Source organism: Shewanella sp. CG12_big_fil_rev_8_21_14_0_65_47_15, from assembly GCF_002783505.1.
In the GTDB taxonomy this organism is placed as follows: Bacteria; Pseudomonadota; Gammaproteobacteria; order Enterobacterales; family Shewanellaceae; genus Shewanella.
Map to the genome: position 1 here is coordinate 22,117 of NZ_PFGL01000019.1, position 20,204 is coordinate 42,320.

The following is a 20,204-nucleotide window of genomic DNA, read 5'->3' on the forward strand; positions in this document are numbered from 1 at the left end:
TATCCGCGCAGAAAAGATAACAAATCGTTGAAGGATTTAAGTTGTGAACTTGTTTAAAGCTAGCCTGATCGCCCTAACCTGCTCCGCATTAATATCATGTGCAACCCAAAGTACGCTCAATACTGGGCCGCGGGATGCGAGCCCTTATATCAGCCAATATCAGGCGAGTCTGCGCTCCCAATTCGTTTCCGACGTCCACTATGCACTGGATTTTCAACTGACGGGCGAAGCCGAGTTCACGGCGAGCACTAAGGTGACCTTCAACTTAAGTGAAGTACCAAAACAACTGAGCTTAGATTTAAATAAAGCACAGATAAAGCGCTTTATGATCAATGGTACCGCCGTTTACCCTAACTATAATGGCGCCTATATCAGCTTAAATACCCGTTTACTGACCTCGGGGGAAAACACGGTCGAAGTGCTGTTTACCCGTGCCCACAGCACCAATGGTGAGGGCTTGCACCGTTTCCAAGATCCCGTCGATGGCAAAGTGTACCTCTATTCCCACTTCGAACCCGCCGCCGCGCAGCAGATGTTTGCCGTATTTGACCAACCTGATATTAAGGCCAACTACCAAATTACGGTAACGGCCCCAAAGGACTGGCAAGTGATCAGTGCGATGCGTGAAACCAATATCACCGCTGTGGGGGCTTTTAATCGCTGGGAGTTTCCACAAACGCCTAAGTTGAGTCCCTATAACTTCTCTATGCATGCGGGGCCTTACCATATGTGGCAGGATAATTCCGGCCGCTATCCAATGCGCTTATTCGCGCGGGAGTCCGTCGCCAGCCAAGTAACACCCCAGGATTGGTTTACCTATACAAAGCAAGGTTTAACCTTCTTTGATAACTATTTTGGCATCCCTTATCCCTTTAAAAAGTACGATCAAATTCTGGTGCCTGACTTTCTCTATGGCGCGATGGAAAATGCGGGCGCAGTGACCTTTGCTGAGGATCATTTCCTCCATAAAGCGGCCATGACGGCGGAGCAAAAACAAAGCCTCGCAGGCGTTATCATGCATGAAATGGCGCACCAATGGTTTGGCGATCTCGTCACTATGAAATGGTGGAACGGCCTGTGGCTCAATGAAAGCTTTGCTTCTTTTATGGGAACCCTTGCAACCCAAGAAGCCACCGAATTTACCAATGCCTGGCGCAGTTTTTATGCCCAAGGCAAGCAAAGAGCCTATGAACAGGACAGTTTAGTCACCACTCACCCGATTGAAGTCCCCGTCACAACGACGCAAAATGCCTTCGATAATATCGATGCTATTACCTATCAAAAGGGAGCCTCGACACTGAAACAACTGCGCCACTTGCTAGGCGATATGGTGTTCCGCCGCGGTGTCAGCAATTACTTAAAACAGTACAGCTATCAAAATGCCGAACTAGACGATTTTATCAATAGCTTGGGCCAAGCCGCTGGGCGTGACTTAAAGGTATGGACTCAGGAATGGCTCTACAGCGCAGGGGTTAACACCATTAAAGCAGAATATCGCTGTGAAGGTAATCGCATCAGCGAGTTTAGCCTATTGCAGCTCCCCGCAAGTACAGATCTGCCGACACTGCGCGAACAAAAGGTGCAGATAGCCCTATTCACCCAGGGCCGTTTCGATTTAAGAAATGACATCACAGTGCCAGTGACTTATAAGGGTGAACGCACCGAAGTCAAACAATTGGTTGGTGAGCGTTGCCCGGATTTAGTGTATCCAAACTTTGATGACTGGGGTTTTGTAAAAGTAGAGTTAGATGACAAGTCCTTTACGACGGCCAAGCAACAACTCAGTAATGTGTCGGATCCTTTGCTGCGTTCAATGCTGTGGCAAAGTCTGTGGGATAGCGTGCGCGAAGGTAACTTGAGCTTAGATCAATACCTGAGCACAGTGTTTGTCAACGCTCCTGCGGAGACGGATTACACTATCGTCGGCCAAATTATCTCAAGCCTGCTGCGCTCAAAGGAATACTTAGCACAAATCGCCCCTATCCAGCAAAACTATGCCGAGAATGCGGTTAAAGGGCTAGCACAGATGAGCCTAAGAAAGACCATGGAAAGTAAAGATGATAGTGACTTCCAGCGCCGTTGGTTTAACGCCTATATACAGCTAGCAAGCGATCGTGACAGTCTGCGCCACCTCGCGCAGCTTTTAGATGGCACCTCAAAAATCAAGGGGCTAACGCTAGATCAAGATCTACGCTGGAGCATCATTACCCAACTCAATCGTTATGATTTTCCGAATGCGCAGCAACGTTTAACCAAAGAAGCGGCAAAGGATAACTCGGATTCGGGTGAAAAAGCGGCCCTCGCGGCTCAGGTTATCCGCCCCGAAGCCGCGGCTAAACGTCGCTGGTTGAGTAAAGTTCATTCAGACACCCTGCCATTTGCGAAGCAGCGAATTGTGATGGAGCATTTATACCCCGCCGAGCAAAAACTATTGAATGCCGCAACCGCAGAAGAGCGCTTAGCCAGCTTAGTGGATATGGATAAAAAGGGGCCAGTGTTTATGCGTAGCTATAGCAAAAACTTAATCCCAACCGACTGTAACTACACGAGTATTGCCGCATTGGATAAAGTGCTAGATAGTCAGACTGGGCTATCTAATCTTGGACGCCGTGCCCTGCTCGAAACCCGCCAAGCGGAGCAGCGTTGCGTGTTGATCAAGAATAAAATGACCCATTGATCTTAATGTGAAAAATTACGTTAAGGGGCTCACAGGAGCCCATTTTTATGTCCGTAGGAAAGCAACAGACTACAAAATCACGCCTTTATTTAGCCACAGCATTTGTGAACCATTTAAATAGAACCTCATAATATTTTGTCCCATTATTTATGAATATCAAACCGTTATGCAAACGGTAAATAATGAGGTAAACCCCTAAATTAATTAAAATAATGATGGCCTCGCCCTGTTTTATAGCCTACAGCCGCTATACTAAAGTAACTTTAGTGCGCTAACGGAATATAAAGGAATAGATAATGCGATCCACTCTCAAAACCCGCTTATTATTAAGCAGTCTCATGGCCGTACTTATTACCGTTGCGGTTTTGGTCAGCATCTCCAGCTATTTCATCAGAAATAATGCATTAGAAAATACCCAACATGAAATTGATCAGCTTGCCAATACCTTTGCTCAAGGTATTGGCCTATGGATGCAAGACCGAAAAAACGCTATCACTAGCCTCAAAAAGACCATAGAGGCAGAACCTACAGTACAAGTGACGCCGTATTTGCTCCAGGCCCACAATACTATGGGTTTTGCTCTGACGTATTTCGGTGATGAGCAAGGCAATATGTACCGTCAAGATCCCTCACTCAATACAGCGAACTATGACCCTAGGGTGCGCCCTTGGTATATGGATGCTAAGGCCGCCAATGCGATGATAATGACGGCGCCTTACGTCAGTGCGACCTTAAAGAAACAAGTCGTTACCATAGCAGAGCCAGTGATGGTATCAGGGCAACTCTTGGGAGTGGCTGCGGCAAATTTAACCATAGATCAGCTAACCGATGCGGTGCAGCGCCTTCAGGTACCGGGCAAAGGTTATACTTTAATGGTTGATAGAGCAGGCCTTATCATCAGCCACCCCAATAGCCAGCTCAATAACCAGCAACTCAATAGTATTGACGGCGACTTCACCACTAGCTGGCTATCCCAACACGCTAACGCTAATACCATGGAGGAGCGAGACCTCGATGGTACGACGAAATTAATCTATGTCGCTGCCGTTCCCTCAACTGACTGGGCGCTCATTTTCGTTATGGATAAACAGGAAATCATGTCCCAAGCGACTAATTTGGCATGGTGGATGTCCGCCGTTGGTGCCGCGCTGTTGTTCCTTTTTGGTTTGATTTTGGTTGCCATTTTCAAAATCCAATTTAGAGATCTGGAGCGCGTTGCCCAAGCACTCAATGATATTGCCGAGGGGGATGGTGATTTAACGGTACGTATTCATACCGCCAATCACCACGATGAAATAGGCATGTTGGCCTCGGGTTTTAACCGCTTTGTCGAACGTCTCCACGGTATGATTTCACGCATGCACAAAATCGCAGGCCAACTCGAATACCAAGCGAAAGGCAGCAGCGCTTCGGCAACCGATAACAGCCAACGTATTGAAGTACAACAGGATGAAGTGACTATGGTTGCCACAGCAGTCACCGAAATGGCCAGTGCGACTGAAGAAATTGCCAGCAATGCCGAGCACACGGCGCAGACGGCACAAAATGCAGTAGGCCTTTCAAATCACGGACAAAAGCAAGTTATGCAAAGCCAGCAATCCATTCGTAATTTAGCCAATGAAGTGGAAACCGCTGGCCGTATTATCGGTGAACTCAACGAACACTCGCAGAAGATCAACAGTATTCTGCTGACCATCAGCGGCATTGCCGAGCAGACCAATCTACTGGCCTTAAACGCAGCTATCGAAGCCGCTCGCGCCGGCGAACAGGGTCGAGGCTTTGCGGTCGTTGCCGACGAAGTGCGCGTATTGTCGCAACGCACCCATTCATCGACCCAAGAAATTCAAGCCATGATCGAGACCCTACAACAAACGGCAGGCAAAGCGGTTAAGTCTATGACTCAGAGTCACGCAATGGCTGAAACCAGTGTCGCCGATGCCCATTCTGCCAGTGAGAGTCTATTGCAAATCAGCAAAGCTATTAATGATATTTCGGATATGGCAAGCCAAATTGCTACCGCAGCGGAGGAGCAAACTTCAGTCACCAGCGAAATCAACCGTAACACCGAGTCCATCCGTGAGGTTTCTGAAAATCTCTCTATCGAAGCCCAAACGTCTATGGTACAGGCTCAGGAACTCGCCCATTTAGCGGCGTCACTGCAACAGGAGGTCAACCGCTTTAAGCTGTAATGCTAGGTTAACCATCAATTGATGATCAGCTATAAATAAAAATGCCCGATAACCTAACATTATCGGGCATTTTATTGATGCTGAAGTTACATCATTTTTTTAGCATCCATTAATTGCACTTCGAGGTGGGGTAAAGATTGAACCTGCACCGTTCTTAAACCTTGGTAGCCCATCTCAATACGGTTTCCACCACTCTTTTTCGCCTTATACATAGCGGCATCGGCACAGGAAAGTAATTGTTTCTCATCCAAGCCGTGCTCTGGATATAAGGCAATACCTATGCTTGGCAAAATATGGATCTGCTGATCGGCGAGCTCAAATGGTTGATTTAGCATTTGCAATACTTTCTGCGCGACTAATAGCGTATTTTGAGCCGAATCCACTCGTTCGAGCAAGATAACAAATTCATCGCCACCAAAACGCGCCACAGTATCCGATTCCCTCACACAACTGAGAATACGCTGGGCGGTAATCTGCAATAATAGATCGCCCACGTTGTGTCCATAGGTATCGTTCACCCATTTAAACTTATCTAAATCTAAGTAAAGCAAGGAGAAGTAGCTTGATTCTCGGTGGGCCCGAGTCAATGCCTTCTGAAATCTGTCGTAAAACAGCTCGCGGTTTGGTAAATGGGTTAACTGATCGTACAGAGCAATATGCTCTAAACGAGCCAACATCTGCCGACGTTCAATGGCAAACGCAATTTGAGTCGAAACAAATTCGACTAGCTCACGATCTTGTTGGGCATAGGAGGCTGACCTTGGATCGCTATGCATCACCAGTGCGCCAATCACTCCTTTTTGTAACTTAAGCGGTACGCCAAGCCAACTCATATTGCAACTATCAGGCTCACACTCTGCGGCGCTGGCCTTCCCACTTAACGTGAGAGGACATAACAGTAAAGACTCGGCACTGTGGATCACTTGTTCAGTGAAAACGCTAAAACTTGCGATGTCGACATCCGCATTCTCTTCGGAAAAGACACGGTAAGGGAAGCTTAATTCATTTAAATCTTGATCATAGAGTGCAATGGCAAAATTAGCCGCAGGTAAGAGTTTCGCCATAATTTGATGAAGGCGACTATAGAGTGCGAGTAAATCCTCTGCGACATGTACAGCCTCTGAGATCTCGTACAGGGCCGACTGCCTACGCTCAGCATTCTTACTCTTAGTGATATCACGGGCAACGGCGACGCGTTGTTGGTAGGCCTCAGACCAGCGTGCAGACCAGAGAATATCCACAACTGAGCCATCTTTACGGACGTATCGGTTCTCAAAATCCACCTTAAAACGCCCCGCCATGATCTCCTGCGCCGTCGCTAAGGTGCGCTCCCGATCTTCAGGCAACACGAGATCTAACATCTGCATGCCAATCATTTCTTCTGGGGTATAACCAAAAATACGCTCGGCGCCCGCGCTAACAAACTCAAACCGTCCCGTTTTATCGACGACACAAATCGCATCCAAAAGAAGATCGATAAAATGACTTAGGGATGTGTAACCATCATTGTTCACGCGGTTCTCCACTCAAGATCCATTGCCAAAAAGCAATGCAAACAGGCCAACATATAAAAATCAACCTTAGCACTGTACTTAAACTCAATCACTCTCTACGCAACCACTAACAAAACATCATACCGTAAAGATGGGTTCGTTTCGAACCATTGGGCATGCTAAGCCTACAATAACACACTATTAGAGTAGGATAATTTTTAGCGTCGATCCATCATCAACACCCATGAATAGGCGTTTCGAGGCCATTAATTTATCCATGATAATTGAGTATACAATCGACCCAACACAGGCAATTACAACAGATGTGACGCCTCTGCAGATTTGACGCCTCTATAGTGACATAGGCACAATAGCGGTCAATTTCTAGTTGAGCAAATCATACTGGAATAAACCCACAGTATTGTGAAAGGAATGTCTATTTGAATCCACTCGTACCGCCTTCACGCCGTCACGGAAGTCTACGTCTTGGGCTAGCCATGTGGTCGCATCCACATTGGCAAGGCAGTATTTATGGCCGTGAAACCAAACAGGCCGATCGACTTGCCCGCTATGCCGACATTTTTAATACTGTTGAAGGTAACACCAGTTTCTACGCGACACCGAGCCAACAAACCGTATTGAATTGGCACAGCGCTACCCCAGATAGTTTTCGTTTTACCTTTAAGCTGCCACAGACCATTACCCACCAAAAGCAGCTTTTACTTTGCGGACAAGAACTCAATGATTTTTTTCGGGTAATGACGCCACTCATAGAGAAAACGGGCGTTTGGAAAATACAGTTACCCGCTCACTTCGGGCCGGAACAATTACCTGTACTTAAACAGTTTTTGGACCAAGTCCCCCAGGGACTCAACTACGGCGTCGAAGTGAGACACCCCGCTTTTTTTGCTAAGGGTGATGCTGAACGAGCACTAAATCGACTACTCATAGATAAAGCGATCAATCGTATCATTATGGATAGCCGTCCATTATTTGCTCTACCACCCAGTAATGAAGCGATCATCGATGCCCATAAGAAAAAACCACGGCTACCTGTACATCCTATTGCCACAGCGAATACACCCGTAGTGCGTTTTATTGGACAAACCGATGTGACAGAGCCTGGGCCCACTCAAACGGAAACCGCGGGACTACCTAAGAATAATGATGCCTTCTTTGCCAATTGGCTGAAGCAACTGCCGCTCTGGCTCATCGAAGGCCGCGAGCCCTATCTTTTTATCCATACTCCCGATAATCAAACCGCGCCAGAACTTGCCATTCGCCTATATCAAAAGCTGCGGGAGCAGATTGCAGCGCACATTGATCTCCCTGAGCCAAGTCTGCTTGAAAAGAAACCAGAGGAGACAAGTACACAGATGGGACTTTCTTGGTAAAACGGCGCGAATAGCTTTAATTTTTGCCACCATATCAGCAACACCTGCACTGCCATCCTCAATATTAATCCGAGCCCCACCAAGTTTGGCGAGCTGCGCAACAAAAGCAGCAACCTCATCGGGAGCTTGGCTATGTGAGCATGATTTGCTTGAGTGTTTGGATCTGAAGCCCTGAACGATTAGCCACCATAGTGCCCGCAACGGCTGAAGATAGAATATGAGTCGTCGATACTGGCATGCCCGTCACACTAGCAATCCCAATCGATACGGCCGCTGTGACCTGTGCGGCAATACCTTGGCCATAAGTCATACTCGATGAACCAATTTTTCCCCCAACGGTATGCACAATCCGCCGCCAGCCCACTAACGTACCGCAGCCCAGCACTGTCGCAAATACCAATAGCAATAACGCCCACAGATTACGCCTATATTTAACCTCTTTTACAGTGAAAAATTATTTAGATTGTCAAAAAGTGAATTAGCCCTCAATAACTCAGTAGCATGCTTACAATTAACACAGGCTTCATTTTATTTAACTATATGAATAACCTTAAAAAGCATGTAACACATTGATTTTACGTGTAAAAAATCCATTTAAATAGAGTGATCGTTATCATAAGTCGTAACTGAGCTATACCCCATGATCGCCTAATCGAAATCGCTGTGGCGTCATCCCAAAACGCTCCTTGAAGGCTTTGATATAGGATGAATCATTTTGATAACCGATTTGGTGGGCCACATTCTGTATTGATAGGTCAGTGGCCAATAACGACAGCGAATAGATCAGCCGCAAATGTTGACGCCATAATACAAATGAAGAACCAAACTCCCTCACAAATAACCTCGACAATGTTCGTTCCGATGCCCCAACCATCTCACCCCATTTCGCTAAAGAGAAATCTAAAGCTGGCGTTTGGGTTAAATGCTCAAAAATCTGTTTTAGGCGCCTATCTTGCGGTATCAGTAACTTAAACGTCTGTCCTTCCGCACTTTTAATTTGATCGTATAACACCTCAAGCAAACGCAGTATTGGCGCTTGAACCATTGGCTCAATATTCATTGGGGTATTAAAAGCACATTGTTTTCTGAGCGTTAACACTAACTCCCTTAGAAAAGTACTCATAGCGACGGGTTTAATCGTGGCGCCATAATCTCGACCATAGATAGGATTCAAATAGACGCCAATAAAGCAGGTATCTGTAATAGCAACAGACTCATGCATGACACCTGCAGGCACAAAAAGCGCTGTGGTATGGGGGACCAAAAACAGTGCCCCATTTGCCTCTGTCTGTAACAGGCCTTGGAGCGGAAAAATAAGCTGATGCCAACAGTGCTGGTGTAAAACATCCACATAACCCTTCTGCATCTCAATCGTTTTTATAAAGGAAGGCATATTAGGCGCTTGCTCAATTATGGCATTAATCGAATCGAGTTGGCGACTTAGCATCATTACTTGTCCATATAACGTTATTCAGCCAAATAAAAAGGATTGTAGCATAGTGTTATCCCATAAAAGACACAGGAAAACTCGATGCGCATTCATTGCATTATCCATGAAAGCTATGAAGGTCCAGGCTATTTTAGCGATTGGGCCGCAAGCAAAAACTACAGTATGAGCTTTAGCAGAATCTATCTAGGTGAAGCTTTACCCGACAATAGTGATGGTTTTGATCTATTAATTATCCTCGGCGGCCCCCAGTCTCCCGCAACATGCCAAAGTGATTGTTCATATTTTGATAGCCAAGCAGAACAAAGGTTTATCAGACAAGCTATCCAAAAAAATAAAGCCGTTGTGGGGGTTTGTCTTGGGGCACAGTTAATCGGCGAGGCATTAGGTGCCTGTTATCAAAAGAGCCCACATACCGAGATTGGTTACTTTCCCATAGAGCTAACGGCGGCAGGAAAAAGTGATGTTAACCTTAAGTCATTTTCGACAACTGAAGTGGTCGGTCACTGGCATAACGATATGCCAGGCCTCACTCCCGATTGCGAAGTGCTCGCCACAAGTGAAGCTTGCCCACGGCAAATTGTACGTTACACACATATAGTCTTTGGATTTCAATGCCATCTTGAATTTATCAGTAGCCAATTAACGCCACTAATTACCCAAGAACAGGCTTTTTCTAGCACACAGAAAATGCCATATATTCAAAACCCAGAGTTCATTTTGGGACAATCAACGACTCGAATGAATCAGTTGCTGGGGCATTTTCTAGATAATCTAGTCTTAGCCTATCAAGCCGTACAAAAATAAAGCCAAAACAAAAACGCCAGCTTAAATTAGCTGGCGTTTTTGGTTAATGGCTCACGAATCGCTTATTGCAGATGACCCGCATTGTGCAATTCGCGGTCATCCATTGGTGGCGGAGTCCACTGGTACATCCAAGTTTCAGTAAGTGGCTGTCCCTCAACCTCCAAGTACACTCGCAGGTTTATCGGCTCTAGGCTGTCTTCTGGAGGCACAATATCAAACATGGCACGATAACCATTGATCGATGCGAGAGGACGGGCAGACTCAATTTCCACACGGCCTTGGGAGGTGCTGATCACCGCCTTCACTTGGGTATCTTTGCCTAACATAGGTAAAGAACCACCAGCAAAATCAATCACAAAACGCTTGCTATAGTACTTACGTTTTTGGCCAACCACACCACCTAGGCCAGTGAACGTATCCACTACACGGGCGCGTGGCGACTGAACGGGTGGAATTCCGCCCCAGTACATGTTGTAGCTATAGAGCAATTCTTGACCGGGCAGGATGGGCTCAGCAGGATTCCAGAAGGCCACTATGTTATCGAAGGTTTCATCTAGGGTTGGAATTTCCACTAACTGTACCGAACCTTTACCCCAGTTCCCCGTTGGTTCGATCCACAGGCTCGGACGTTTTTCATAGAAAACACCGTCATCCTGATAATGATCGAAGTTACGATCCCGCTGCAGTAAACCAAACCCCTTTGGATTTTCATCGCTATAGGCATTAAAACGTAAGTTACTTGGGTTAGCTAGCGGACGCCAAATCCATTCACCATTGCCCGTGTGCATGGCTAAGCCATCGGTATCATGGATCTCTTGACGCCAGTCGTAACCGGTGCGGCGATCATTTTCACCGACCATATACATACTCGTTAGCGGTGCAACCCCTAAACGCTCGATGGCTTTACGTGGATAAATCGCCACATCGACCTTCATTTTTAAACGCTCACCCGGCTCGATATCGAAACGATAAGCCCCTGTCACACTCGGTGAATCAAGCAAAGCATACACAGTCGCAATGTTAGAACCAGGTTGTGGCTTCTCTAACCAGAAGTGGGTAAACATTGGAAACTCTTCAGGTTTCGGTAATGCTGTATCTATCGCTAAACCACGGGCAGAAAGACCATATTGCATTTCTTGGCCTACCGCACGGAAATAGCTCGCCCCTAAAAAGGCGACTACGTCGCGTTGCCAGTCAGTATTAAACTGCATTCTAAAGCCAGCAAAACCTAGGTCCTTTGGCATCTGACTGCCCTTCACTTTAGATTTGCCATAATCAAACATCGAGGGGGAATATTCGATAAGCTCCGCCTTTCCCCCATCAAGCTCATAGATGTGAACTGGTGTATCAAAATAAAGGCCTAAGTGAAACAGCTCGGCGCGAAACTCCGAATCATCCTCACGCCACATGGCGGCCTTTTTCTTATAATGGAATTGCTGGTAATCATCCCAGCTCATGCCCTGTAAGCTCTTTGGCAATTCGCCTTTATGGCTGACATAGGACTCTGACGCCAGCGTATGGGCATAGCCTTTTAACCAAGCGTAGCTAAATGCTTCACCCTCTTGCGGCGTGTTAGCCTTGCTAGCCGCACAGGCAGAGAGACTCAGTAATACGCTGCAGGTCAGCAACACACTGCCAACCATACGTTGTAGGCGACCGCGGTAAGATTTGGCTTCAACCGACGAGGGTATCAGCCTAGTTCCACGGTTAACATTTCTTTGTTCGGGAAATAAATTGGGTTGCATAAGCAGACTCTGAATTGGTGTAACTTCCTGACACTTCTCTGCAAATTTTAGCTTTAATTGCAGTAACTGCCCTGTGGAGAACTGTTGATGACAGTGATAAACATACCTCTATCTCCATCAGTTCGCCAGAATCTAACATAATTTCGATACAATGGAATATGGCTCGATGACAATATTCAATACTGACGCCAGTTTATGAAAATAGTATTAACATTCTCGGCCCAAAACGGCTATTTGCGATGGGCTCACTAACAATAGCTAATGGATTGTATATAGGCTGTTTATGGCTTGTATATTAAGCTCACACGAGTTAATTCATCCCAGCGAATGGCAAGAGAGTAATAAGGGTAAGAATTAGCTTTAAAATCAGGTTCAATCCGCTTGATAACCACCAGTCCTGCCCGTGTTTGGCTGCCTTTCATTTTATAAGCTTTATTTCAACCTAAATTCAATTAGTGGAGCAGTATCCCCCTCTTCTTGAATTAACACGCCCGTCTTTGCAAATCCATGGCGCAGCAACACCCGCTGAGAAGCCAAATTATGCTGAGCTACATGGGCAAAAAGTGGTCTTGATTCGACTAAAGGCAAAAATGCGTACAAGGTCAGGGTTGCAACACCGCGCCCCCAGAATGCACGGTCAATCCAGTAGCCAATGAGTGCCTGCCCATCCGCATGCCAATGGCCAATATTGCCAACAAGCTGACCATCGACTTCTATTCCCCTTGCAAGCACGGCCTCCTGCCCGAGAATATTTTGCTGCCAATGACGGTAAAATGACTCCCGATCCCGTGGTGGAAATTGCGCTAATTGGCAAGCAACGGGATCTATTTGATGAGTAAAGATCACCTCGAGATCGCTTTGGGTTATCGGTCGTAAACTCACATTCAACTTGCTTGCCTTCTTGTCCATCATAGGTCTCTACTCGATTAAATTGCGTTACAGTGCTACTAGCGAATAAATGGCTAGATAAAAAAATGGGCGCATAACCCAAGCAGAGGTTAGCGCCCTAAGAGGCAAAACAAAATCATTTCAAGGTAATAAAATCAAACTAACGTTAAGATGGCTAACTCAAGCTAGCTAAAAATCACTGCAAAAACCGGTGCGCCCAGCACCATAGCAATACCAATAAAAATCATAGTTAAGCTCGCAATCACGCCTTCCTGCTGACCTAACTCACTGGCCTTGGCAGCACCCGCACCGTGGGCAGAGGCACCCAGCGCAACACCTTTGCCTAAGGAGGTTCGAATGTGCATCAGTTTAAATAAAGGTTCACACACTAACATACCGATAATCCCAGTGATAAGTACCATCATGGCGGTGAGTTCTGGCACGCCACCAAAGGCACCTGTGGCCTCCATAGCAAAGGGCGTCGATACTGAGCGCACGAACAGACTCTTCGAAAGCTCTATAGGCAGGGGCACAAACTTCACTAACAACCAACTCGAGATCATCCCCAAAAATAGCCCTGCAACTACACCCAAAGTGAGAGTAAGTGGATACTGACGGATCAACTGGCGTTCGCGGTAAATCGGCAGCGCAAAGGCGATGGTCGCCGGAGCCAACATGGCCATTAACCAATGGGTATATTCAAAATAGGTCGGTAAGGGAATTTCTAAATTAAATACCAATAGAGTGATCACCACAGGGGCGAATACTATCGGTGCTAGCCACCAGACTCTATGGCGTTGATATAAACGTTTGGCGGCAAAATAACTGCATAGGGTCAGCAATAGGCTAAGCAGTGCTAGCCCTGCTTGAGAAAACAATAACGAGAATAAACCCACAGCGCTGAGATCTAGGTTAAACATCCTAAATGGCCTTAGCATGGTGACGCGCATGCTTTTTAATGTTGAGCTGACGCTCGAAGCGAAACACCCTATCTACTACAAATCCTGTGCCGACCATCACACACACGCTGCCCATGACTAAGGTAAACAGGATATTGACCCCATATTGCTCAAACAGTCCTTCATATTTGATAACGGTTATCACAGGCGGAATAAAAAACAGTAATAACTCACCGATTAGCCAGGCGGCACCGAGCTGCACAGCATTCTCAGGGATCAACTTAGTCGCTAGTAAAATCAGTAGGATACCTAAACCTAATACACTGCCTGGCACGGGTAAATGTGCCCAAGAAGCAAACCAGTGGCAGGCAAAGGACAATAAACAAAACAGGCCAATTTGGGTTAATAATAAAGCCCCATAACGGCATCGACGTGTTGTGGCTTGTAGGAAGGACATGTGGATCCTCGATTTACACTAAAAGTTGCTATGGGGTTATTTTAAGCTTGCCTATTTAATAAAAAAAATGAATATTAAGAATGTAATCCATAAATTTTAAGAATGTATTTAAGGTGAGTAAACATGGATCTTAAGGTGCTGCGCTATTTTATCGAAATCGTTGATGCAGGCGGTTTTGGTAAGGCCAGCGAAAAACTTCACCTCACTCAGCCCACACTCTCAAAAGCCCTACGCCAATTAGAGGAAGAACTCGATTTAGTGCTACTCGAGCGGGGCAAACGCGGCACTCAAGTGAAACTTACCCAAGCGGGAGAAGTCGTTTATCGCCATGGCAAGGAATTACTGACCGGACGGCAACGTATGCTGGCCGAACTCAGTGCCCAGCGCAGTTTAACCGCAGGTGAACTCAAGCTCGGGTTAGCTCCGCTGGGTAGCGCCGAGATTTTTGCTCCGATTATTGCCAAGTATCGCCAGCAATATCCGCAAATTGACATGCACTTGCTCGTCCGTGGCGGTGTAGAACAAACCTCGGCGATCCAAAAAGGTGAGATTGAACTCGCCACAGGGATTATCAACTTCGACCAGGGTTACGATGGCATTCGGATATTTAACGATCCTATGGTTGTCGTACTACCAAGGGAAAATACTTTAGCTTCCAGAGCAATACTGTCGATTATCGATCTGAAGGAGCAGCCTCAGGTCATGTTCGAAACCGAGTACACCCTCTACCAATTAGTGCTCACGGCCTGCCAGCTTGCGGGATTTACTCCCCAGAATATCACCCGTGTCAGTCAAGCCGATTTTGGTATCGCCTTAGTGGCAGCGGGCACGGGGGTAATGATACTGCCACGCTCTATTGCGCGGCGTTATAGCGTCTCAGGGGTGGTTAATATTCCATTAGCGAGTGACGAACTGCGTTGGGAGTTGTCACTCTTCTGGCGCAGAGATCAAATATTATCCTTCGCGGCCAGGGCCATGATTACCTTGGTTGAGAAACACTTAGCCGATAAATAGTTTCAATTTTTGGCTTAGTTCTCGGGCTCGCGCAAATGTGCCTTAAACGCCTCCAGCCTCTAGAGGCAATCAGGGTTACCAAGGCACAATTAAACTCAAACGCACTAGAGTATCGTTATCCCAGGGTAAAATGGGCAGATATTCGGGTGAATTCACATCGACCTTGGCATAGTGGTCAAGATTGTATTGAGTATGTTCGACGCTCAACACCCACTGGCTATGCTCAGCCCAGAAATTCGTTTGGTAGGTCAGGTCAAATCGATATTGATCCTCAAGCCATGCATCACCATCATGCCAAGTTTGCGCCGCAGCGCTCATATGTAATTGAGGTGTGATATCCACGCCAAAACTGCCCATCGCAGTGTAAGCTAGCCCATCATTACCAAAATCGCCCCTATCATAACCACGGGTTCTTGGTACATCATCATCAATCTCCATGAAGTAATATCCCGCGCCCGCCTTTAACTGAGCCTGCATCCGCTGATCTTGGTAATTAGCAGTTAATGCGGGAAATAACTTAAGTTGCTTTTCTACCGAGCTAACCGTATTACGTTTGCCCTGTAAATCCACCTGCCAACCAAAGAAAAACTCGGGGTTGAAACGATAGAGTTCACCTATCGCCGCATAATCAGACTTGAACCAAATAGGAATATGGTCAGGATCTAAATCATCCACATCCACATCGAGGAAAACATCGAGCGAAGCCAAAAGCTGAATATTCGATGCGGTTCGATGTGCAATCAATAAACTCATGTTTGCACCCAAGGTGTGTGAGTTCTCCTCATCCACCACAAAATCGTGGATACCTAAGCTGTAATGCCATTGAGTTTGCTCTTCAGCACTCACAGACGTGGATAAATTTAATAAAAAAACAAGCGACACTAAACTAAGATATCTCACATTTTGCTCCAATAATTGCCATGCAATCCAGCCTAAAGCTTAGCCTAATTTATACCTAAAATAACCATAGCCCCTAAAAGAGATGATTAAGATGAGAATAAAATAATCAATTTGGCCAAGTATTTATAGTCAATGGCTCGCAAAATACCTTTTTACTCAATGAATGAATAGAAACTGATTTAAATTATTGCGCCATAAGCGTGAAATTTACAGTCAAAACCTATCGACACACAACAGGCTAACCATTTAAAAACAATTCAATAGCAAATGAAGCTATCGCATTAGGTGGTTTTAAAGCCACGACGAAAACCCAAACATAAAAATGCATTTATAATCAATTTTAAAGCATAAATATTGACACCATCTGTTCATCTGCCTATAGTCGCCGTCAGCACAATCAAATCGACAAGAGAGTCTTAAATGAAAAAATCCATGTTATTAGGCGGCCTGACCTTAACTGCCACCTTGTTGTTAGCTGGATGCGGAAAAAGCGATGACGTGTTAGTCGTTGGCACTAATGCCGCCTTCCCTCCTTTTGAATATGTTGGCGGCCAAAGTGGCGATGAAATCAAAGGCTTTGATATCGATCTGGCCAAGCAAATCGCTAAAGATGCGGGCAAGATGCTCAAAGTCGAAAACATGAAGTTCGATTCACTGATCGTCGCACTCAACTCAGGCAAGATTGATTTTATCGCCTCAGGTATGACAATTACCGCCGAACGTCAGGCCAACGTAAACTTCTCAGAGCCTTATTACGAAGCGACTCAAGTGGTACTGGTTAACAAAGATAACGATAGTATTCATACACTTGAAGATATTAAGGGCAAACACTTTGCGGTGCAGTTAGGCACAACCGCTGACATTATGTCGAAGAAATACACCCAAAATATCACCGCCTTTAATACGGGTTTCGAAGCCATTATGGAGCTTAAAAATGCCAAGGTGGATTTAGTGTTATTCGACAGCGAACCTGCCGCTAACTATCTGGCTAAAAATCCTGAATTAAAGATGATTAAACTGGATTTTCCTGCTGAGTTTTATGGTTTCGCCGTGTCGAAAGAGCAGCCTGAACTGCTGGCGAGCATCAATAAAACACTGACTAAGATGAAAGCTGACGGCCAATATCAGACGCTCGTTTCTGCCCATATAAAGTGATATCAGCATGATAGACGCAATTAACAGCTCGCTGTTCAGCCCAATTGGCGAAGACGGCATGATAGGCATACTGCTGATATTAAATGGTTTGAAAGTGACATTAATCGTCACTTTCTTCGCCATGTTATTAGGCGCAGTGTTAGGCATTGGCACCACCTTTATGAAGATGTCGTCTAAGTGGTATATCCGCTTCCCCGCCAATCTTTATGTCGGCGTGATCCGTGGCACCCCAGTAGTTGTGCAATTAGTGATCCTTTACTTCATCGTGCTTTCAGCCTTAGATGTCGATAAAATCACCGCCGCCATCATCGCCTTTGGTCTCAATAGCGGCGCGTATATTTCTGAGATAATCCGCGCAGGCATTCAAGCCGTCGATAAAGGTCAAACCGAAGCGGCCCGTTCGCTTGGCTTGTCCCAAGCCATGACCATGAAGTCGATTATTCTGCCCCAAGCGATTAAGAATATTCTGCCCGCACTCGGTAATGAATTTATCGTGCTCCTCAAGGAAACCGCCGTCATTGGCTTTATCGGTGGTGTCGATTTAATGCGCGCCGGTGAAATCATCCGTAGCCGTACCTTCGAGGACAGTGTGCCCTTATTTACCTGCGCCCTTATTTACCTATTCCTGACCTACAGCTTCACATTTGTGCTGTCGAAATTTGAAAAGAGGTTGAAACAAAGTGATTAAAATAACCAACCTACATAAAAACTTCGGCGATAACCAAGTGCTCAAGGGTATTAGCGAGCATATTCATCAGGGCGAAGTGGTGAGCGTGATCGGTCCAAGTGGCAGTGGCAAGAGTACCTTTTTGCGCTGTATCAATCTGTTAGAGCAGCCAAGCCAAGGCGATATCGAGATCGAAGGTCAATTGATCACAGCGCCAAACGCCTGCGTAGATAAACTGCGGCAGAAAGTGGGCATGGTGTTTCAAAATTTTAACCTGTTCCCCCATAAAACCGTCATTCAAAACATCACCTTAGCGCCCATTAGTCTAAAACTGATGACGCCCGCTCAGGCCGAGACCAAAGCCCTCGACCTACTGGCGCAGGTTGGTTTAAGTGACAAAGCCAATGCCTACCCCGCTAGTCTATCGGGCGGCCAAAAGCAAAGGGTCGCCATTGCCCGCGCATTAGCGATGGAACCAGACTTGATGCTGTTCGATGAGCCAACATCGGCGCTCGATCCTGAAATGGTCGGTGATGTGCTAGACGTGATGAAAGACTTAGCGCTCAAGGGCATGACCATGGTGATTGTCACCCACGAAATGGGCTTCGCACGGGATGTATCCGATCGCGTGATCTTTATGGACGGCGGTTATGTGGTCGAATCTAGCCCACCCGATGAACTATTTAGCCACCCCAAAGAAGCCCGTACCCAAGCGTTTTTAAGCAAGGTACTGCGCTAGCTAATGCGGATTCAGTTAAATCCATCATTGGAGGCAGGTCTGCCCCATCTGATGTGAAAGGATTCACAAATGCCGCGATGGCATGGATGCCCAAAAGCGGTCATGGGGCGGCCAGTCGTCTCGCAAATCACCAAGGCTCACCTGTTTAACATCGGTGTAGCCTGTAAGTTTTAAAGAAATACGTAGCAAGCTTTTGGACAAAAGTGCGTTGGAAAAAGTGCAAAATATAGTTCGACTGAGTGACTTATAACTTAAGCTGTTGGGAACTTTCTGTATGCAGGCACCGACTTATAGGCGTGCCATGGCATTCGCTCACCGACACGGTGAATAGAAACCTAGGGTTTCTACACTTATGAACGAGAGCCATGGACGGCGAACTGGCAGTTAAACAGGGACGCTGTTCCAGTCCCTCCCTGGATGCTCGACCGCCCCGTCTGATGTGAAAGGATTCACAAATGCCGCGATGGCATGGATGCCAAAAAGCGGCCATGGGGCGGACGGTCGTCTCGCCAATCACCATGGCTCACCTTTTTTACATGAGCGTAATCTGTAGATTTTAAAGACATAGGTAGTACGCTTTGAGACAAAAATGCGTAGATTTAATGCACTAAAGGTGAGTAATAGCATTAGCAAAGTTATGGTAACCAGATTAATTTACACTGACCACGCATATTCGTTGGCTGATATCCACTCACGTAGGCTTGCCATGATGTTCGCTCACCGACACGCAGCAAGTCCCTCCCTGGATGCTCGACCGCCCCGTCCATGGGGCGGACGGTCGTCTCGCTAATCACCATGGCTCACCTGTTTAACATCGGTGTCGCCTGTTTGTTTTAAAGCAGATATGTGACTCGTTTTTGGACAAAAGCGTCATAGACCCTTTGCTCTAACTCTTCAGTTTCGGATTAAAATTTCTATGGAGATAACGCCCAACTATGGGGCTGATACAGATTGGCTAAAATGTGTAGCGAAGCGAAACTGAGCCAAGCTGTAGCAGTCCCACATAAGTTGTTTGTTATAGCCCTCTTACTCACCAACAAATGCTTTAAATGAAAGCTCGTGTTCAGTGATGAGTTGTTCTTTTTTCATATCTTCAAACCAATTATTCAGTGCGGTTTTCATGACATCCATTGAACCCCGCCAAACAGGCTTTAAATGTTTAATCCATAACTCTATTTCACGCGCTGTAAAATTTCCTTCCTTACATTGTGTTTTGGCGATTGTAATCATTTGAGTCGCATTTTCTTTATCTATTACTTTTACGGGTATAGACCAATGAGCCTTTCCCAAACAGTCAGTATAAAAGCCTATTTGCTTCAAGTTATCCAGCAGCTGAGGATGTTCAGACTCGTTATTGAAAACGTCCTTAAAATCCTCCAATTTTTTTGCACCATCCGCCACAAGCGATGGGAAAATCCACATTACATTTTTCTTAGTATGTGAACGATATGCTTTCCAAGCTTCTTTAACCTGATCGCCATTTTTTGCCAATGCAAGTTCTCGCAATATGCTTACTTTTCCTGATTCTTCGATTGATAAAATTGCCAGTGACAAAGCAGATGGAAAGCGATCCAAAGCAAATAGTGATTCAGCATCTTCTAACAAGCGAATTGCATTTTTATTGGCAGCATTCATACCATCTGCTATTTGAGAAGGTTTTAAATTATTTTTCCACTGCCCAAGTCCTTTTGACATCCACACCTCTCAATTAGGGTTATAACGCTCAAAGCAGC

The 20,204-nt window shown here is 46.0% G+C and carries 17 protein-coding genes; 8 read left to right on the top strand and 9 right to left on the bottom strand.

The window, feature by feature from the left end; translation table 11 throughout:
* Positions 1 to 43: 43 nt before the first annotated feature.
* Both pepN and COW15_RS04905 read left to right on the top strand, forming a co-directional pair.
* The gene (gene pepN, locus COW15_RS04900) at positions 44 to 2,677 is read left to right on the top strand and encodes an aminopeptidase N (protein ID WP_293630557.1); all 2,634 of its coding nucleotides are present in this window, start codon (positions 44 to 46) and stop codon (positions 2,675 to 2,677) included.
* Between the two features lie 296 nt (positions 2,678 to 2,973).
* Positions 2,974 to 4,866 carry a methyl-accepting chemotaxis protein gene (locus COW15_RS04905; protein ID WP_293630558.1) on the top strand — a complete coding sequence of 631 codons (1,893 nt, stop codon included), beginning with the start codon at positions 2,974 to 2,976 and terminating at the stop codon, positions 4,864 to 4,866.
* Positions 4,867 to 4,952: 86 nt separating this feature from the next.
* Here the strand turns inward: COW15_RS04905 and COW15_RS04910 are convergent, their stop codons facing one another.
* A complete protein-coding gene (locus tag COW15_RS04910; protein WP_293630559.1) occupies positions 4,953 to 6,380 on the bottom strand; it encodes a GGDEF domain-containing protein in 1,428 nt (475 codons plus the stop codon).
* 476 nt (positions 6,381 to 6,856) lie between these two features.
* Here COW15_RS04910 and COW15_RS04915 point away from each other — a divergent pair, with 476 nt between their 5' ends.
* Positions 6,857 to 7,753 (top strand): DUF72 domain-containing protein, encoded by an 897-nt coding sequence (locus COW15_RS04915; protein WP_293630882.1) that lies wholly within the window; start codon positions 6,857 to 6,859, stop codon positions 7,751 to 7,753.
* Between the two features lie 130 nt (positions 7,754 to 7,883).
* On the opposite strand, the gene COW15_RS04920 is transcribed toward COW15_RS04915, so the two are convergent.
* Entirely contained in the window at positions 7,884 to 8,171 is a 288-nt protein-coding gene (locus tag COW15_RS04920; protein WP_293630883.1) for an inorganic phosphate transporter, read from the bottom strand.
* Positions 8,172 to 8,384: 213 nt separating this feature from the next.
* Positions 8,385 to 9,200 carry a helix-turn-helix transcriptional regulator gene (locus COW15_RS04925; RefSeq protein ID WP_363699894.1) on the bottom strand — a complete coding sequence of 272 codons (816 nt, stop codon included), beginning with the start codon at positions 9,198 to 9,200 and terminating at the stop codon, positions 8,385 to 8,387.
* An 84-nt stretch (positions 9,201 to 9,284) separates the two neighbouring features.
* Here COW15_RS04925 and COW15_RS04930 point away from each other — a divergent pair, with 84 nt between their 5' ends.
* Positions 9,285 to 10,007 carry a type 1 glutamine amidotransferase gene (locus COW15_RS04930; RefSeq protein ID WP_293630562.1) on the top strand — a complete coding sequence of 241 codons (723 nt, stop codon included), beginning with the start codon at positions 9,285 to 9,287 and terminating at the stop codon, positions 10,005 to 10,007.
* 62 nt (positions 10,008 to 10,069) lie between these two features.
* Here COW15_RS04930 and COW15_RS04935 read toward each other — a convergent pair whose 3' ends face one another.
* The 4 genes from COW15_RS04935 to COW15_RS04950 form a co-directional block, all read right to left on the bottom strand.
* On the bottom strand, positions 10,070 to 11,752 hold the full coding sequence (locus COW15_RS04935) for a glucan biosynthesis protein D (RefSeq protein WP_293630564.1): 1,683 nt from the start codon (positions 11,750 to 11,752) through the stop codon (positions 10,070 to 10,072).
* Between the two features lie 432 nt (positions 11,753 to 12,184).
* Entirely contained in the window at positions 12,185 to 12,661 is a 477-nt protein-coding gene (locus tag COW15_RS04940) for a GNAT family N-acetyltransferase (protein ID WP_293630566.1), read from the bottom strand.
* A gap of 164 nt (positions 12,662 to 12,825) precedes the next feature.
* Positions 12,826 to 13,560 carry an LrgB family protein gene (locus tag COW15_RS04945; protein ID WP_293630567.1) on the bottom strand — a complete coding sequence of 245 codons (735 nt, stop codon included), beginning with the start codon at positions 13,558 to 13,560 and terminating at the stop codon, positions 12,826 to 12,828.
* A 1-nt stretch (position 13,561) separates the two neighbouring features.
* Positions 13,562 to 13,996 (bottom strand): CidA/LrgA family protein, encoded by a 435-nt coding sequence (locus COW15_RS04950; RefSeq protein ID WP_293630568.1) that lies wholly within the window; start codon positions 13,994 to 13,996, stop codon positions 13,562 to 13,564.
* A gap of 123 nt (positions 13,997 to 14,119) precedes the next feature.
* On the opposite strand from COW15_RS04950, the gene COW15_RS04955 reads away from it, so the two are divergent.
* Positions 14,120 to 15,010 carry a LysR family transcriptional regulator gene (locus tag COW15_RS04955; RefSeq protein ID WP_293630570.1) on the top strand — a complete coding sequence of 297 codons (891 nt, stop codon included), beginning with the start codon at positions 14,120 to 14,122 and terminating at the stop codon, positions 15,008 to 15,010.
* Positions 15,011 to 15,085: 75 nt separating this feature from the next.
* Here the strand turns inward: COW15_RS04955 and COW15_RS04960 are convergent, their stop codons facing one another.
* The gene (locus COW15_RS04960) at positions 15,086 to 15,910 is read right to left on the bottom strand and encodes a hypothetical protein (protein ID WP_293630572.1); all 825 of its coding nucleotides are present in this window, start codon (positions 15,908 to 15,910) and stop codon (positions 15,086 to 15,088) included.
* 420 nt (positions 15,911 to 16,330) lie between these two features.
* Here COW15_RS04960 and COW15_RS04965 point away from each other — a divergent pair, with 420 nt between their 5' ends.
* Genes COW15_RS04965 through COW15_RS04975 form a run of 3 tightly spaced genes read left to right on the top strand, consistent with a single transcriptional unit; the run spans position 16,331 to position 18,471 of the window.
* Positions 16,331 to 17,065 (top strand): basic amino acid ABC transporter substrate-binding protein, encoded by a 735-nt coding sequence (locus tag COW15_RS04965; protein ID WP_293630574.1) that lies wholly within the window; start codon positions 16,331 to 16,333, stop codon positions 17,063 to 17,065.
* A gap of 7 nt (positions 17,066 to 17,072) precedes the next feature.
* Positions 17,073 to 17,753 carry an amino acid ABC transporter permease gene (locus COW15_RS04970; protein WP_006082866.1) on the top strand — a complete coding sequence of 227 codons (681 nt, stop codon included), beginning with the start codon at positions 17,073 to 17,075 and terminating at the stop codon, positions 17,751 to 17,753.
* Positions 17,746 to 18,471 carry an amino acid ABC transporter ATP-binding protein gene (locus tag COW15_RS04975; RefSeq protein WP_131525581.1) on the top strand — a complete coding sequence of 242 codons (726 nt, stop codon included), beginning with the start codon at positions 17,746 to 17,748 and terminating at the stop codon, positions 18,469 to 18,471. The genes COW15_RS04970 and COW15_RS04975 overlap by 8 nt, the downstream gene beginning before the upstream one ends.
* A gap of 1,026 nt (positions 18,472 to 19,497) precedes the next feature.
* Here COW15_RS04975 and COW15_RS04980 read toward each other — a convergent pair.
* Positions 19,498 to 20,166 (bottom strand): AbiV family abortive infection protein, encoded by a 669-nt coding sequence (locus COW15_RS04980; RefSeq protein WP_293630577.1) that lies wholly within the window; start codon positions 20,164 to 20,166, stop codon positions 19,498 to 19,500.
* Positions 20,167 to 20,204 lie beyond the last annotated feature (38 nt).

Excerpts from the sequence above, each read along its gene's own strand:
- COW15_RS04905 (WP_293630558.1), top strand. The coding sequence starts at position 2,974 with ATGCGATCCACTCTCAAAACCCGCTTATTATTAAGCAGTCTCATGGCC.
- COW15_RS04915 (WP_293630882.1), top strand. The coding sequence starts at position 6,857 with ATGTGGTCGCATCCACATTGGCAAGGCAGTATTTATGGCCGTGAAACC.
- COW15_RS04925 (WP_363699894.1), bottom strand. The coding sequence starts at position 9,200 with ATGCTAAGTCGCCAACTCGATTCGATTAATGCCATAATTGAGCAAGCG.
- COW15_RS04930 (WP_293630562.1), top strand. The coding sequence starts at position 9,285 with ATGCGCATTCATTGCATTATCCATGAAAGCTATGAAGGTCCAGGCTAT.
- COW15_RS04935 (WP_293630564.1), bottom strand. The coding sequence starts at position 11,752 with ATGCAACCCAATTTATTTCCCGAACAAAGAAATGTTAACCGTGGAACT.
- COW15_RS04940 (WP_293630566.1), bottom strand. The coding sequence starts at position 12,661 with ATGGACAAGAAGGCAAGCAAGTTGAATGTGAGTTTACGACCGATAACC.
- COW15_RS04945 (WP_293630567.1), bottom strand. The coding sequence starts at position 13,560 with ATGTTTAACCTAGATCTCAGCGCTGTGGGTTTATTCTCGTTATTGTTT.
- COW15_RS04950 (WP_293630568.1), bottom strand. The coding sequence starts at position 13,996 with ATGTCCTTCCTACAAGCCACAACACGTCGATGCCGTTATGGGGCTTTA.
- COW15_RS04955 (WP_293630570.1), top strand. The coding sequence starts at position 14,120 with ATGGATCTTAAGGTGCTGCGCTATTTTATCGAAATCGTTGATGCAGGC.
- COW15_RS04965 (WP_293630574.1), top strand. The coding sequence starts at position 16,331 with ATGAAAAAATCCATGTTATTAGGCGGCCTGACCTTAACTGCCACCTTG.
- COW15_RS04970 (WP_006082866.1), top strand. The coding sequence starts at position 17,073 with ATGATAGACGCAATTAACAGCTCGCTGTTCAGCCCAATTGGCGAAGAC.
- COW15_RS04980 (WP_293630577.1), bottom strand. The coding sequence starts at position 20,166 with ATGTCAAAAGGACTTGGGCAGTGGAAAAATAATTTAAAACCTTCTCAA.